Origin of the sequence: Algoriphagus sp. 4150, assembly GCF_031457395.1 — a bacterium.
Lineage (GTDB): Bacteria > Bacteroidota > Bacteroidia > Cytophagales > Cyclobacteriaceae > Algoriphagus.
Window position 1 is genome coordinate 529,768 of record NZ_JAVDWS010000002.1, and the last position, 14,327, is coordinate 544,094.

Genomic DNA, 14,327 nt, shown 5'->3' on the forward strand with positions numbered 1-14,327 from the left:
CTTTCCCGCAGATTAACGCAGAAAAGCGCGCAAATCTCCGCGGATTCTAAGTAATAAAATCCTATAATTTATCCAGTTTGTGAAGTCTTATTCCAATGAGCTTCTGAAGACATCTACTTGGCCAAAGCGCACACAGCCTGTGAACCGGAGAACACAACTCTAAGTTGGTCTGTTTTTCTTTGATTCCCACATCTGACATCGGACATCTCACATCCGACTACTTTTTATCTTCATAAAAACATTTCCTACACCGGGCTTCATAGCTTTCTTTTTCTCCGAGCATGACTTTCTCTTTAGCATCGGATAGGCGAAATGAGAATGCTGCCAAGCTCCCGCACTTCATACAGATGGCATTTACCTTGGTGACATACTCTGCAATCGCCATCAGCTTGGGCATGGGCTCGAAGGGGTTTCCTTCAAAATCCATGTCAAGTCCGGCCAGTATGACCCGCTTGCCCTGATAGGCAAGCTTTTGAGCTACAGGTACTATCTGCTCATCAAAAAACTGCACTTCATCTATACCCACCACATCGCAATCACCACTCAGTAATAAGATGTCGTCGGCGAAATTCACCGGAGTGGAGCGGATTGAGGTGTCATTATGGGAGACAACATCGTTTTCATCGTAACGTTTATCGATCGCGGGTTTGAATATCTCCACCTTTTGCTTTGCTATACGGGCACGGTTCAGCCGTCGAATCAATTCTTCAGTTTTACCGGAAAACATGGATCCACAGATCACTTCGATCTGACCTTTGTTCCCTGAAGACTTTAACTTGCCTATGGAAGGTTCTATAAACATGGCTGATGCTATTCGCTATACTTTATATGTGGAAACTTATTGAATTCGCCTACCCGGACAACAATCTCGCCGGATGGGAGTTCAGCTTGGCACGCCAGTCTTTCTCCATCTCTCAGCCTACCTTGCTTAAGAAAATCAAGTTCAGGCTTGGTAGGAGGGGTGAGATTCTCCTCCCCGGATTTCAATATAATTTTGCAGGTGGTACATCTGCCTTTTTTCCCACAGGCATGCATCCAGTCGATTCCGTTTTCATGAATAATTTCGATAACTTTACGATGGATGTTAATGGAATTAATCCTCAGATTAAATAGATTCTCTATGACGATTTGAGGCATTTGTTCGTTGACTTTTGTAAACACCACTCTTCAATGACAACTCAAATTAACAGCAATTATTTAGAAAAATACTCCGAAGACTATGCCGCGGTAGTTTGTGGGAAGTTTTTCTCTTCCAAACAATACATGACCGGGCAGGATATCGTGCAGCTGACCAATAGTACTCAGGTGAATTTCTTTATTATCAAAAGACTATTCGAGCTGTGGCAGGAGGAACTTGTAAAGCTCAAAAGCAGCCCATATTTTGATTACCGGGATATTACGGTTCATGAGGCATTGACGGAATTTATGAACGTACTTTCCAAAAGGATCAAAATTGAAAAAGAGCAATTGCAGCCGCTACTGAGCACAGCCGTGCAGCAGGCAATACAGCTTGCTACTGATCCGGTTACCTTTTATCAAAATGAAATTTCTAAAGCACCTGCAGGGCAGATCAATGATTTCTTGAAGGAAAATAGGAAGTACTATAAATGGCATGATCAGGTAGTCTCATTTCTGATAGATAAAGCGGGATTTGGGCATGACGAAAGTGCTTACCTGCGGGCAGTGGCTGCCAATTATCAAGTGATAAAGGAGTCTTTGGAATCAGTGAATTTACTTCTTGCAACATTGGGAGATGTAAAGCCATTTGATTTGGATGCCTATTTGGTTCAGGAACCCATAGCACCTGTCGCTGCTTCTCACCCCAGTCCTGAGCCGAACAAAGAACAGGAATCCAAAAGCTCATTTTTTGATCAGGTAGAAATAGACGTTTCCGGAATCAGGAATGTGGCTCCTGAGCGGATGCAGGTAGCAGAGCCGGAATCGGAACCTATCAAGCCACTCCAGACTGCTTATGCATATGGAACCGCGGGTACCTTGGATCCATATAATTTGAGGGCAAAATTTGAGACCCTCTCCTACAAGGGCATGAAAGGCATCATGGGCGAGCTGGCAGAAAGTGTTGCCATCAACCAGCGCTTTATGTTTACCAAAGTACTATTTGACGGAAACGCTGATTTGCTCAAACATGCGCTTAAATCAATTGATAAGTGTAGTTCCTTTGACGAGGCAATTGGAGTGGTGAATTCACGCTATGCCGCAGAATTGGGATGGGAATCCGAAGCGGAACCTGTGCAGGAATTTCTTTTGCTTGTCTATAGAAAATTCGAAATTTAGGTGCTAAATAATTCTACACAGAAAAAGAGCTGTAAACCAGCTCTTTTTCTGTGTAGAAAATCAAATGCTCTTTTATAGGAATTGCTTAATTCACAAATTATCTTGTTTTTACATATTGATATCTTTGAGTAAGCTTTTTTCAATCAATGCGTAAAAAACTTCAAGACCTGAAAGACCTGCCTCCATTAGATCCCGGCGTAGATGCTGTGGATAATTATTGGTACCTAATCATGTATTTGCGGGATTTAATCAAAGCTTCCGAGATCAAAGCCGGCTTAGTGCTGTCTTTTTATGGATTATTGATGAACGTCTTTTTTCAGTTTTATGAGCATCTGATAGAGTTGGCTTCCTCAGACTTTCTGACTTATGGATTCATGGGAGCATGGTTTGTATTCACTGTAGTTTCTATTTATTATAGTTTCAGATGCTTTATGCCACAGATAGAGACTAAGTATGACAAGAGCGTTTTCTTTTTTGGGAATATCATTTCTTCCTATGGCCCGATCAAAGATTACGTGAAAGAGCTGGAGAAAGTGAGTACCAACAGGCGACCGCTCTTTGATCAGTTGGGAGAGCAGGTTTACATCAATGCCAAGATCACGGCAGCAAAGTTCCGAAACGTCAACCTTTCCGTTAGATATTTATCATTTAACATCGCACTGATGTTTGTCTTTATTTTGTATTATGCCATCAAGACGGCCTTTTAGCAAATAGCCCTGTTTCGTCCATGAAAGGATATCGTACGCTCCGAAATCAAGTATTGTCCAATCTTGAGGCTAATTTGCCCAAGTCATTGACTTATCATGCACTGGAGCATACCCTGGATGTGCTGAACGTCTGCAATCAGTACATCAAGCGCGATAAGCTGCCTGAAGAAGAGAGATACTTGCTTAGAGTCGGAGCCATAGTGCATGATATGGGGTTTCTGAAAGGGTCCGCAAACCATGAAGAAGTGGGGGCATCTATGGCGGAGGTTTTATTACAGAATCTGGAAGTGGACCAAAAAGATATTGAAGTGGTAAAAGGATTGGTGATGGCTACCAAAATCCCTCAAAACCCACAAAATCACCTTCAGCGAATTATCTGCGATGCAGATTTAGACTATTTGGGAAGGTCAGATTATCCCGAAACCAGCCTGAAATTGTTCGAAGAATTGAAAAATATGAACGTGATCTCTACTGCCGGGCAGTGGAAAGACCTCCAGATTGATTTTTTGAGAGCGCATCATTTTCACACCCCTTTCGCAATAAATAACAGAGAGCCACAAAAGCAAATCTGGCTAAAAGAACTGCTGGATTCTTAACCCATCCTACCCAGCTGAAGTGCTCTGGAACTGTCCATTTTGATAAAGATAAATAGCAAAATGGTAAATGACCACAGCGATGATCCTCCATAACTGAAGAAAGGCAGCGGAATCCCTACTACAGGGAACAGACCAATGGTCATGGCGATATTGATCATGAAGTGGAACATCAGGATTGAAATCACCCCATAGCCATATATTCTGTTGAATCTATTCTTTTGACGCTCTGCCATGAAAACCAATCGGGTGAGCAGAGCTACAAAAAGTGCAATTACTACCAGACTGCCGAGCCAACCAAATTCCTCCCCAAGCGTGCAAAAGATAAAATCGGTATGCTGCTCAGGGACAAAGTCAAACTTGGTCTGCGTGCCCTGCAAATACCCTTTACCTGTAAGGCCGCCGGAACCAATGGCAATTTTGGATTGGGTGACATTCCAGCCAACGCCTAAGGGATCCAGATCAGGATTGAAGAGTACCATAACTCTGTTTTGCTGATGCTGCGGAAGCTTGGACACGACATAATCAATACTGTAGGTGAAAGCAATCAACGCTATTCCTATCAGACTAAATGCGACAATCTGCTGAGGAGTTTTCTTGCCCAGCATAATTAGGATGACAACGATCACAACGATCCCTCCTGCCAGGTAGAGATTGTTTTCTATACCTAGAGCAAGCAGAACAAGCGCGATTAAGCCGAAACCGAGCACATAGTATTTCTGTGGAAGTCCCTCTCGATAAAACATGATCAAAAAGGCGAAGTATACCATAGCCGTACCTGTATCGGGCTGAAGGATGATCAGGACTATTGGCAGTAAGAGTATGCCAAATGCCTGTAGTTGGTACTGGGGTTTGGAAAGATCAAAGGTTGGCCTTTCCATAAATTTGGCCAGTGCCAGTGCCGTCGCAAATTTGGCAAACTCTCCTGGTTGGATACGGAAAGAGCCTATGCCAATCGTGAGTGTCTGTCCATTTACTTCTTTTCCCAGAAAAGGTGTAAGTAGCAGTAATACCAGCATCACTAGATAGATAGGAATAGCCAGATTTTCGAAGAGTCGGTAATCGGCCGCCATGATTACGATGATGATGGCGATCGCTGTTCCTATCCATACCAGTTGGATTCCGGAATTGATAGAGGTATCGAAGATGCTTTTATCAATCTGCCCGTCATAGACGGCGGCATAGATATTAAACCACCCAATCATTACCAATGCGAAATAGATCATAACGGTGATCCAATCCACCCGGTTTATGTTGATATCTTTTTCACGCATTAATAAACGAAATTTCCTGTTATGACATATTTTTCAAGGTCAGGCCTGGAGATGCTGTCTTTTAGGTATTTTTCTATCATGAGAGAAGCTGTACTTGCTGCGGCCCTACCTCCCCAGCCTGCATTTTCCACATAGACGGCTATTGCAATTTGCGGATTGTCCTTTGGTGCAAAAGCAATAAATACAGAGTGGTCTTCCCCATGTGGGTTTTGGGCAGTTCCGGTTTTTCCGGCGATCTGAATATCCTTCATAAGTGCACGCTGGGCTGTGCCATATAATGCTTGAACCATAGCATCCTGTACCATATCAAAGTGATGGGCATCCACGCCCACTTCATGTTTGGTAAGGTACTCTTGGGGGATTTTATTCTTATCCCCATCTATAGCTCTTACTAAGTGAGGGGTATAGTAATATCCTTTATTTGCAAAGATTGCGGCTAAATTAGCCATCTGTAGCGGAGTCACCAGCAATTCGCCCTGTCCTATTGACAAGGAATAGATGGTGGAATATTTCCATCTTCCATTGCCATAATAATGGTCATAATAATCACTGTTTGGCACCAGTCCCTTTTTCTCATTGGGCATATCCACTCCCAAAGTACCGCCCAAACCGAATTTCAAGACATGCTCACGCCATGCGTTAAGGCCTATTTCGGTGTCCTTGAAGGTGTTGCTGGAAACCTCCTGATTGATGATTTGACGGAAAGCTTGGTGATAGTATGGGTTGCAGGAGTTTCTGATAGCCCCGAATAGGTTCACAGGGGATGGGTGGTTGTGACATGCGACCAAAGACCTGTTGCAGGCAAAGGTAGTATTGGGAGTCAGAACCCCTTCCTGAAGGCCAATCAAACTTTGCACAATCTTAAAAATCGATCCCGGAGGATAGGTAGCCATAATCGGGCGGTTGAACAGTGGCTTAGTCTCCAAAGCATTCAATACAGAATAGCTTTTGCCAAAATCCGAACCGGTGAGACTGTTCGGATCATAGAAAGGAGCGGAGATCATGGAGAGAATCTCTCCGGTCTTCGGCTCAATGGCTACCACTGATCCTGTTTTACCCATCATCAGCTTCTCCCCATATCTCTGCAACTCCATATCAATAGATGAGTTGATGTTATGTCCTGCTATGGATGCGGTGTCGTATTCTCCCTCTTTGAAGGGGCCTTTGTCCACACCACGCACGTTGACCATCTTATATTTGACCCCTTTATTGCCGCGCAGCTCATCTTCATAGAAGCGTTCCATTCCGCTCAGCCCTACATAGTCACCCTGCACGTAATACCTTGAGCTGTCACGTTCAAGTTGCCTTCCGCTGATCTCCCCGATATAACCCAAGGCATGGGAAGCGATAGGATTAGGATAGGAGCGAATAGATCTGGTCATGATAAACAGACCCGGATAATCGATCAGAAAATCCTGAATTCTTGCAAAATCATTGGTAGATATCTGCTTGATAAAAGTGGATGGCTTGACGTAAGAATATTTTTTTGCAGCCTGGTATGATTCGATCAAATGCTCTTTTGAAATCCCAAAAAGTTCCAGAAAACGGGTAGTGTCTCCCACATGAAACTCTTTTGGAACAATCATCAAATCAAAAATAGGATTGTTGTACACAAGTAGCTTCCCCTTGCGGTCGTAGACTAGTCCACGATAGGGATGATCGACCACTCGTTGAATGGCATTTCGTTCAGCTCTCTTTAGGAAGCTGTCGTCCATCACCTGTATCATAAATAGCTTGGTCAAGAGAACCAAACCTATCAAGAAGACAAAGATGATTATTACTACGGGCCTTTGGTCGTTCATCAGATTCCTCTCCTACGTTTGAAGAACAGTAGTTGCACAATTATAGCCAAAATGACTGTAAATATCGAGGAGAAAAGGCTTTTGTTTAACACGCCAAACATTTCTCCTGTCCCCCACTGATCGGCAATAAAAAACGTCAGTGAATAGGCGAAAACCAAAGGCAACGAGTAACTGATATACCATCCTATTCCCATTTCCGGAAGGGTGGGATTGTTGGCATCGTCATATCCTCCGTTGGGGCTGATTGCTTTGATCCAATAGTTTCTCAAAAAACCCAGAAGTGTTGCCGCCGCCGCATGCAGTCCAAGTGTATCGTAAAACATATCCACAAATAAGCCTAGTCCGAAGCTGATCAAGATTAAGGGGAAACTTCTCATATTTATCGGGAAACTCAATATGCCCAGTAAATAAATGAAGCAGAAAGCCACACTAAAAAGCGCAAGGTTTTTCAGCAGTAATACCTGCACCAAAATGAGACATGCCACCAGAAAGATGTAAGTGATCAGATTTCTAAAATTCATTTTCTATTTCTGATTGCTTATAAAGAGAATCAAGCTCATCCAACTGTGTGTTTTCAACCAAATAGACATAGTGAACCTTGCTGAAATCGGTGCTTAGATTTATGACAATGTCCAGGTAGTTTGGGTCTCCGCTCTGATCTATGCTTTCGATGAAGCCGACTATGATTCCCTCCGGAAAAACTGCACTGTAACCTGTGGTGATGACCGTATCTCCGGGGCTGGCAGTCACATGGCGGGGAACATAGAGAAGCTTTGTTTTCTGGGAATCCTTCCCGTCCCATTTGATTGTTCCGAAAGATTCATTGGACTTGATTTTGGAGGAAAGGTTCATTTCGGTGTTCAGCAAAGAAATGGCTACCGAATAATGTTTAGATACCGACTTTACTCTTCCTATAACTCCTTGTTCATTGAATACGCCCATGCCCGGTTTTACACCATCTTTTGAGCCTTTGTTCAGGGTGATATGATTCTGTGCAAAACGCAGGGAATTACTGATAATCCTGGCTCCTTTGAAATTGAATTGAGCTTCAAATGCAGAATCCAATTCGATAGAGACACTATCAGGAATCGCATTTATGTTTTTAAAATGCTCAAGTAACATCGCATTTTCACTTAGGAGCATTTCGTTGGCTTCTGCAAGTGAAAAGAAATCCACGATATCTGAACGTGTCTTGAGAACAGACCCGCTTATTGCATTGGAACTATTGAAGAAAGCTGCACCCTGAGGTGAATTATTGGAGACAATTAATCCTACCGCCAATACTTCAAGTAAAACAAATAAGAGAAAAGACCTTAGGCTATAAAGGAATTGAAGGATGCGTAGCATTCGGGGTTTAAGTCATCAATACTGTTCGGAAATTTTGTACGTTTTTCAAGGCAGTGCCTGTTCCTCTTACCACAGCTCTCAGTGGATCTTCTGCAATGTGGATTGGAAGTTTGGTCTTCTGGTGCAATCTTTTGTCCAGACCTTTCAATAATGCGCCACCACCTGTCAGGTGAATACCGTTGTCATAGATATCCGCAGAAAGTTCAGGCGGAGAAATCTCCAAAGCTTTTAGTACGGCTTCTTCAATTTTTGACACTGATTTGTCAAGGGAGAAAGCGATCTCGGAATAAGAAACTTTGATCACCTTAGGGATACCTGTCATCAAGTCACGTCCTCTGATCTCGTAATCTTCCGGCGGATCGTCCAGTTCGGTCAGCGCGGATCCGATAGCAATTTTAACCTTTTCGGCAGATCGCTCACCGATTAGCAAGTTGTGCTGACGGCGCATGTAGTCCAAGATGTCTTTGGTGAATGTGTCTCCCGCTACCCTGATGGATTGATCTGCCACTATTCCTGATAGTGCTATCAATGCGATCTCGGTAGTACCTCCTCCTATATCCACGATCATGGATCCCATAGGCTTCTCTATGTCGATACCTATACCGATCGCCGCAGCGATGGGTTCGAATATCATATACACTTCTTTGGCTCCTGCGTGTTCAGCCGAATCACGGACTGCCCTTTTTTCCACTTCCGTAATTCCCGAGGGGATACAGATCACCATACGATGCGATTGGGGGAATAGGCCTTTTTTCTGTCCGGGGATCATCTTGATCAAGCCTCTGATCATTTGCTCCGCGGCGTAGAAGTCGGCGATTACCCCATCTTTCAGTGGACGGATAGTTTTTATGTTTTCATGCGTTTTCTCATGCATGTTCATCGCCTCACGTCCCACTGCCAATACTCGATTGGTGGTTTTGTCTATTGCGATGATTGAAGGTTCGTCAACTACAATTTTATCTTTATGAATGATCAGGGTATTTGCTGTACCGAGGTCGATTGCAATATCACTAGAGAAAAAGTCAAATAATCCCATTTTTAGGTATTGATTTTATTTACTGGAGTTAAGAGTTTAATATAGCATGCTAAGCACTCATATTAAACGGGGGTCGGCAAAATTATTATCTTAATGGGACAAATTTGATAGAATCGGGATATTTTTTGGCAACAAAATCAAATGATTCTCAGGCGGCTTTAGTTTGTTGAAATTTTTTCGCCGAAAAAAAACCTAATTATCTCTATCTCTTGATTTAGCAGCCTCATTGTTTTTACTGTAAAATTATTTTACCTTTGCGTCGTATTCGAAAGTTTCTGGAGGGGACACCATATGTCCCCTCTTTCATTATGCATACTATGACTGAATTGAAACAAGCTATCGAAGAGATTGTAGAGAAGCATCTTCCGGATGAAAATCATTTCATTGTAGAGGTGAAAATGTCGGAGAAATCAGGCAAAAAGCTTCTCAACATCCTTCTGGACGCTGATGAAGGTGTGACTATCCAGGCTTGCGCTAAGCTAAGCAGGGCGGTTTCGGAAGAGCTGGAGGCAAAAGAGATGATGCCTGAAGCATATATTCTGGAGGTTTCTTCCCCAGGGCTGGATTTTCCTTTGAGTAGTAGAAGACAATTTCAGAAAAATATTGACAGGGAGCTAAAGATTTCTTTGAACTCGGGAGAAGAAGTTCAGGGCAAACTACTGGAAGTAACGGAAGCCGGTGTGAAACTACTGGTGAAAAAGAAGAAGGAAAAAGGCAAGAAAGCCACAGAGGAGGAGGTTTCTCTTCCTTTTGAAGAGATGAAGAAATCAATTGTACAAGTATCTTTTAAATAAATAAAATGGATGCCAAAGTCTTAATAGAATCCTTCGCTGAATTTGCGAGATCTAAAAATGTGGATCGACCTACAATGATCCGTATCTTGGAAGATGTGTTCAGAGCGATGATTCGCAAGAAGTTTGAGACAGACGAGAACTTCGATGTGACCATTAACGCTGATCAAGGTGACCTTGAGATATTCCGTATCCGTGAAATTGTCGACGACAATTCTGAGGATATTTGGGATTTTGATAAAATCAGTTTTACGGAAGCCCGTAAAATCGAACCTGATTTTGAAATAGGAGAAGAAGTTTACGAGAAAATCGAATTGGAGGATTTCGGAAGACGTGCTGTGCAGATGGCTCGTCAGACATTGATCCAAAGAATCAAGGATCTTGAGAAAGATATTCTTTATAACAAGTATGAAGAGCTGGTAGGAGAGATAGTCAGTGCGGAGGTTTACCAAATTCTGGGGAGAGAAATCCTCCTTATGGATGGTGAAGGCAACGAGTTGATTTTGCCCAAAGCAGAGCAGATCTCAAAGGATAGATTCAGAAAAGGAGATACTGTGAAGGCGATTGTCCACAGAGTGGACATGTCCAATGGCAATCCGAAAATCATTCTTTCAAGAACATCCCCTGTTTTCTTGGAGCGTCTGTTCGAAAATGAAGTGCCTGAAGTGTACGACGGTTTGATTACGATTATCAAGATTGTAAGAGAACCGGGTGAAAGAGCCAAGGTTGCGGTGGAATCGTATGATGACCGTATTGATCCGGTAGGAGCTTGTGTGGGGATGAAAGGATCAAGAATTCACGCTGTGGTAAGAGAATTGCAGAATGAGAATATTGATGTGATTAATTACACCGAAAACCTAGACTTGTATGTCACTAGGGCATTGAGCCCTGCCAAGGTGTCTTCAATCAATGCGAATGAAGAGACCAAGAGAATTTCTGTTTTCCTTAAGCCTGATCAAGTATCGCTTGCGATTGGTAAAGGAGGATATAATATCAAACTTGCGAGTAGATTGATTGGTTATGAGATCGATGTATTCCGTGAGTTGAACGAGTACGAAGAAGAAGATGTCGATTTGATGGAGTTTGTTGATGAAATCGACAGCTGGATCATCGACGAATTAAAAAAGACAGGCTTAGATACTGCAAAAAGCGTATTGAGCCTGACCAAAGAGGACCTGACTCGAAGAACAGAGCTTGAAGAAGAGACTGTGGATGAGATATTTAGGATTCTCGGACAAGAATTTGATCAATAAAACGGGAAAAAATCCCCGTGTAATACCCTAATTATTTAAGATTTCGAAAGAAGTTTTTGCTTATGTCAGAAGAAAAAATGATGCGTTTAGGCCAGATAGCCAGAAAACTCAACGTGGGTACGGCAACCATAGTTGAGTCCTTGGCTAAAAAGGGCTATGAGGTGGAGAATAATCCGAATTCCAAGATCAACATGAATCAAGTTGAAATGTTGAATAAGGAATTCAAATCTTCTGCCCTGGATAAAGAAGAGGCTTCGCACCTCTCTATAGGGAAGAGGCATGAGCCTATTTCCTCCATAGAGCCGGAAACGCCAAAAGAGGAGCCTAAACCAGTGGCACCAACGCCCACGCCGACTCCGGCGCCAACTCCTGCACCGACTCCCGCCCCTGCTCCTAAAGCAGCCGAGGAGCCAAAGCCGGAAGCACCGGCGCCTGCCCTGGTTCCTACACCTGCCCCTAAGGCAGAAGAGGATCCTAAGCCGGAGCCTACTACTACTCCTTCTTCTCCGCCTGCCGAGCCGGAGAAAATTTCTGCCGAATCTCCAAAATTAGAGGGTATTAAAGTTTTGGGTAAAATTGACTTAAGCAAAAACACTTCTTCGGTACCCAAGCATAAGCAGCACGGTCAGAATAAGTATGGTCAAAAACAGGGAGACTCCAGAAAGCCTCATCCTGCACAACAACAGAAACCTCAACAAAAACCGGCTCAAGAAGTCAAAAAGCCACATGTTCCGCCTGCACCTCAGGCACAGAAAGAACAGCCTAAGCCAGCTCCTCAGCAGCCTGCAACTCCTAGCACGCCTGTGGCACCAGCTGCTAATGATCAGGTGATCTCTGCCAAAGCAGAATCTCTTAAGGGACTTACAGTCTTGGGTAAAATAGAGCTGCCTGCTGACCGACCTAAGAAAAAAGGCGGACCGGTAGCTTCTTCTGATGAGAGAGGAAGAGATAAAAAACGTCCGCGTAAGCGTATCGATAAGCCGGGAGGAGGTCCGGGGCAAGGGCCTCGTCCGGCAGCCGGGCCTGGCAACAGACCACAGGGAGGCCCACGTAGTGGAAACCAACCAAGAACTGGCCCTCCTGTCAGAGCTCAGAAAGCTGAACCTACCCAGAAGGAGATACAGGATCAGATCAAGCAGACTTTGGCCCGTCTTCAAGGTAAAAGTGCCGGAGGAGGAAAAGGCAAAAGCCGTAGAGATAAGAAGGCCGAAAGAGACAGAGATGTAGATTTTGAAACGGATGAGGTAAAAATCTTAAAGGTTACAGAATTTATCTCAGCAAATGATCTGGCGGCATTGATGGATCTGTCTGTAAATCAGGTTATTTCTGCCTGCATGTCTTTAGGCATGTTTGTTTCGATTAACCAGCGTTTGGATGCTGAGGCAATTACCATTATTGCCGATGAGTTCGGTTATGAAGTAGAATTCACCAAATCAATTGAAGACGAAATTGAGGTGGAGGAAAAGGACACTCCGGAACAATTGGTAGAAAGAGCTCCGATCGTTACTATCATGGGTCACGTAGATCACGGTAAAACTTCCTTGCTGGATTACATCCGTATGTCCAAAGTGACTGCTGATGAGGCGGGGGGAATTACCCAGCACATCGGTGCTTATGATGTAATGACCAAAACAGGTCACAAAATTGCTTTCCTTGATACTCCGGGACACGAAGCGTTTACAGCTATGCGTGCCCGTGGAGCTAAAATCACGGATGTGGCTATTATCGTGATTGCAGCTGATGACAGCATCATGCCTCAGACCAAAGAAGCAATCAACCACGCACAGGTTGCCGGTGTACCGATGATTTTTGCCATCAACAAAATAGATAGACCAAATGCCAACCCTGCCAAGATCAAAGAAGAACTTGCAAACATGAACCTCTTGATAGAAGAGTGGGGTGGTAAATATCAATCACAGGATATCTCGGCCAAAACAGGTGAAGGTATTGATGATTTGCTGGAGAAAGTTCTCCTTGAATCTGAAGTATTGGAACTCACTGCCAATCCGGACAAGAATGCTGCAGGTACAGTTATAGAAGCATCATTGGATAAGGGACGTGGCTATGTATCTACTATCATGGTACAGGCAGGTACGTTGAAAATCGGAGATATAATTCTTGCCGGTCAGCATCATGGTCGTGTGAAAGCGATGTTTGATCACAAAGGCAAAAAACTAAAAGAAGCCGGACCATCCACACCTGTTCAGGTGCTAGGTCTTGGTGGAGCTCCACAAGCGGGTGATATTATCAAAGTTTACGATACTGAGCGTGAAGCAAGGGATATTGCCAACTCAAGAGAGCAAATTCAGAGAGAGCAAAGCTTAAGAACCAAGAAGCATATCACCTTGGATGAGATCGGTCGCCGTCTGGCAATCGGTTCTTTCAAAGAACTCAATATCATCATCAAAGGTGACGTGGATGGATCGGTAGAAGCACTTTCTGATTCGTTGCTGAAACTTTCTAAAGATGAAGTGAAAGTAAGTATTATCCACAAAGGTGTGGGTCAGATTTCTGAATCTGATGTATTGCTTGCTTCAGCTTCTGATGCGATTATCCTTGGATTCCAAGTGAGACCTTCTCCTAACGCAAAGAAACTTGCGGAACAGGAAGAGATCGAAATCAGACATTATTCTATCATCTACGATGCGATCAACCAAATCAAGGATGCTATAGAGGGTATGCTTGAGCCGGAATTCGAAGAAGTAATCACCGGTAATATCCAGGTTCGTGAAGTATTCAAAATCACTAAGGTTGGTACTGTTGCAGGATCTTACGTGACAGATGGTTTCATCACCAGAAAAAATAAGATCCGTGTGATCAGAGACGGTATTGTGATCCATGAAGGTGAGATCGATCAATTGAAGCGATTCAAAGACGATGTAGCTGAAGTGAAAGCCGGATACGAATGTGGTATTTCTATCAAGGGCTTCAACAATATCGAGATTGATGATACAATTGAAGGCTACGAAATGAAGGAAATCAAGCGTAAAAAATAATTTTCGCTAAGATATATTGATGAAGAGGGACAGCATTGCTGTCCCTTTTTTAGTTTTGTACCATGACGACAGCCTTACAGTATCTGATTTGGTTTTTATTTTATTTTTCTTTGATCAGTCTAGTCATAGGATTGATCCGTCCGGTACTTGTGCTTTGGTTTATGGATAGAATGAACCGCCTTAAAGTCCTAAAATTTTATGGTATTGCTTCCGTTTTATGTTTGTTGATTGGT

Annotated in this window: 13 protein-coding genes; 6 read left to right on the forward strand and 7 right to left on the reverse strand. The window is 43.3% G+C overall.

Features of this window, described 5'->3' with window-relative positions; translation table 11 throughout:
* Positions 1–217: 217 nt before the first annotated feature.
* Positions 218–802 (reverse strand): thymidine kinase, encoded by a 585-nt coding sequence (locus J2X69_RS05600; RefSeq protein WP_310099741.1) that lies wholly within the window; start codon positions 800–802, stop codon positions 218–220.
* 8 nt (positions 803–810) lie between these two features.
* Positions 811–1,137, reverse strand: coding sequence for a 2Fe-2S iron-sulfur cluster-binding protein (locus tag J2X69_RS05605; protein ID WP_310099744.1), 327 nt, complete (start codon positions 1,135–1,137; stop codon positions 811–813).
* A gap of 33 nt (positions 1,138–1,170) precedes the next feature.
* On the opposite strand from J2X69_RS05605, the gene J2X69_RS05610 reads away from it, so the two are divergent.
* The 3 genes from J2X69_RS05610 (at position 1,171) to J2X69_RS05620 (ending at position 3,598) form a co-directional block, all read left to right on the forward strand.
* Positions 1,171–2,295, forward strand: a complete 1,125-nt coding sequence (locus J2X69_RS05610; protein WP_310099747.1) for a hypothetical protein — start codon at positions 1,171–1,173, stop codon at positions 2,293–2,295.
* Positions 2,296–2,441: 146 nt separating this feature from the next.
* Positions 2,442–3,002 carry a Pycsar system effector family protein gene (locus J2X69_RS05615; protein ID WP_310099750.1) on the forward strand — a complete coding sequence of 187 codons (561 nt, stop codon included), beginning with the start codon at positions 2,442–2,444 and terminating at the stop codon, positions 3,000–3,002.
* A 20-nt stretch (positions 3,003–3,022) separates the two neighbouring features.
* Complete coding sequence (locus J2X69_RS05620; protein WP_310099752.1) at positions 3,023–3,598, forward strand: HD domain-containing protein; 576 nt, start codon at positions 3,023–3,025, stop codon at positions 3,596–3,598.
* On the opposite strand, the gene rodA is transcribed toward J2X69_RS05620, so the two are convergent.
* The 5 genes from rodA to J2X69_RS05645 are packed head-to-tail and all read right to left on the reverse strand — an operon-like array spanning position 3,595 to position 9,054.
* Entirely contained in the window at positions 3,595–4,869 is a 1,275-nt protein-coding gene (gene rodA, locus J2X69_RS05625) for a rod shape-determining protein RodA (RefSeq protein ID WP_310099757.1), read from the reverse strand. The genes J2X69_RS05620 and rodA overlap by 4 nt on opposite strands.
* Positions 4,869–6,671 (reverse strand): penicillin-binding protein 2, encoded by a 1,803-nt coding sequence (gene mrdA, locus J2X69_RS05630; protein WP_310099760.1) that lies wholly within the window; start codon positions 6,669–6,671, stop codon positions 4,869–4,871. The genes rodA and mrdA overlap by 1 nt, the downstream gene beginning before the upstream one ends.
* Positions 6,671–7,192 (reverse strand): rod shape-determining protein MreD, encoded by a 522-nt coding sequence (locus J2X69_RS05635; RefSeq protein ID WP_310099763.1) that lies wholly within the window; start codon positions 7,190–7,192, stop codon positions 6,671–6,673. The genes mrdA and J2X69_RS05635 overlap by 1 nt, the downstream gene beginning before the upstream one ends.
* Positions 7,182–8,018 carry a rod shape-determining protein MreC gene (gene mreC, locus J2X69_RS05640; protein ID WP_310099766.1) on the reverse strand — a complete coding sequence of 279 codons (837 nt, stop codon included), beginning with the start codon at positions 8,016–8,018 and terminating at the stop codon, positions 7,182–7,184. Before mreC ends, J2X69_RS05635 begins: the two co-directional genes overlap by 11 nt.
* A gap of 7 nt (positions 8,019–8,025) precedes the next feature.
* On the reverse strand, positions 8,026–9,054 hold the full coding sequence (locus tag J2X69_RS05645; RefSeq protein ID WP_057939075.1) for a rod shape-determining protein: 1,029 nt from the start codon (positions 9,052–9,054) through the stop codon (positions 8,026–8,028).
* Positions 9,055–9,371: 317 nt separating this feature from the next.
* Here J2X69_RS05645 and rimP point away from each other — a divergent pair, with 317 nt between their 5' ends.
* The 3 genes from rimP to infB all read left to right on the forward strand — a co-directional run bounded on the left by rimP (position 9,372) and on the right by infB (position 14,094).
* Positions 9,372–9,848: a ribosome maturation factor RimP gene (gene rimP, locus J2X69_RS05650; protein WP_310099777.1), complete on the forward strand. Its 477-nt coding sequence runs from the start codon at positions 9,372–9,374 to the stop codon at positions 9,846–9,848.
* Between the two features lie 5 nt (positions 9,849–9,853).
* A complete protein-coding gene (nusA, locus tag J2X69_RS05655; protein WP_310099780.1) occupies positions 9,854–11,098 on the forward strand; it encodes a transcription termination factor NusA in 1,245 nt (414 codons plus the stop codon).
* Between the two features lie 62 nt (positions 11,099–11,160).
* Positions 11,161–14,094: a translation initiation factor IF-2 gene (infB, locus tag J2X69_RS05660; protein ID WP_310099782.1), complete on the forward strand. Its 2,934-nt coding sequence runs from the start codon at positions 11,161–11,163 to the stop codon at positions 14,092–14,094.
* Positions 14,095–14,327: the final 233 nt, after the last annotated feature.

Coding starts and splice junctions, on each gene's coding strand:
- rodA (WP_310099757.1), bottom strand. CDS start 4,869: ATGCGTGAAAAAGATATCAACATAAACCGGGTGGATTGGATCACCGTT.
- J2X69_RS05610 (WP_310099747.1), top strand. CDS start 1,171: ATGACAACTCAAATTAACAGCAATTATTTAGAAAAATACTCCGAAGAC.
- mreC (WP_310099766.1), bottom strand. CDS start 8,018: ATGCTACGCATCCTTCAATTCCTTTATAGCCTAAGGTCTTTTCTCTTA.
- J2X69_RS05635 (WP_310099763.1), bottom strand. CDS start 7,192: ATGAATTTTAGAAATCTGATCACTTACATCTTTCTGGTGGCATGTCTC.
- nusA (WP_310099780.1), top strand. CDS start 9,854: ATGGATGCCAAAGTCTTAATAGAATCCTTCGCTGAATTTGCGAGATCT.
- J2X69_RS05605 (WP_310099744.1), bottom strand. CDS start 1,137: ATGCCTCAAATCGTCATAGAGAATCTATTTAATCTGAGGATTAATTCC.
- J2X69_RS05615 (WP_310099750.1), top strand. CDS start 2,442: ATGCGTAAAAAACTTCAAGACCTGAAAGACCTGCCTCCATTAGATCCC.
- rimP (WP_310099777.1), top strand. CDS start 9,372: ATGACTGAATTGAAACAAGCTATCGAAGAGATTGTAGAGAAGCATCTT.
- J2X69_RS05645 (WP_057939075.1), bottom strand. CDS start 9,054: ATGGGATTATTTGACTTTTTCTCTAGTGATATTGCAATCGACCTCGGT.
- mrdA (WP_310099760.1), bottom strand. CDS start 6,671: ATGAACGACCAAAGGCCCGTAGTAATAATCATCTTTGTCTTCTTGATA.
- J2X69_RS05600 (WP_310099741.1), bottom strand. CDS start 802: ATGTTTATAGAACCTTCCATAGGCAAGTTAAAGTCTTCAGGGAACAAA.
- infB (WP_310099782.1), top strand. CDS start 11,161: ATGTCAGAAGAAAAAATGATGCGTTTAGGCCAGATAGCCAGAAAACTC.
- J2X69_RS05620 (WP_310099752.1), top strand. CDS start 3,023: ATGAAAGGATATCGTACGCTCCGAAATCAAGTATTGTCCAATCTTGAG.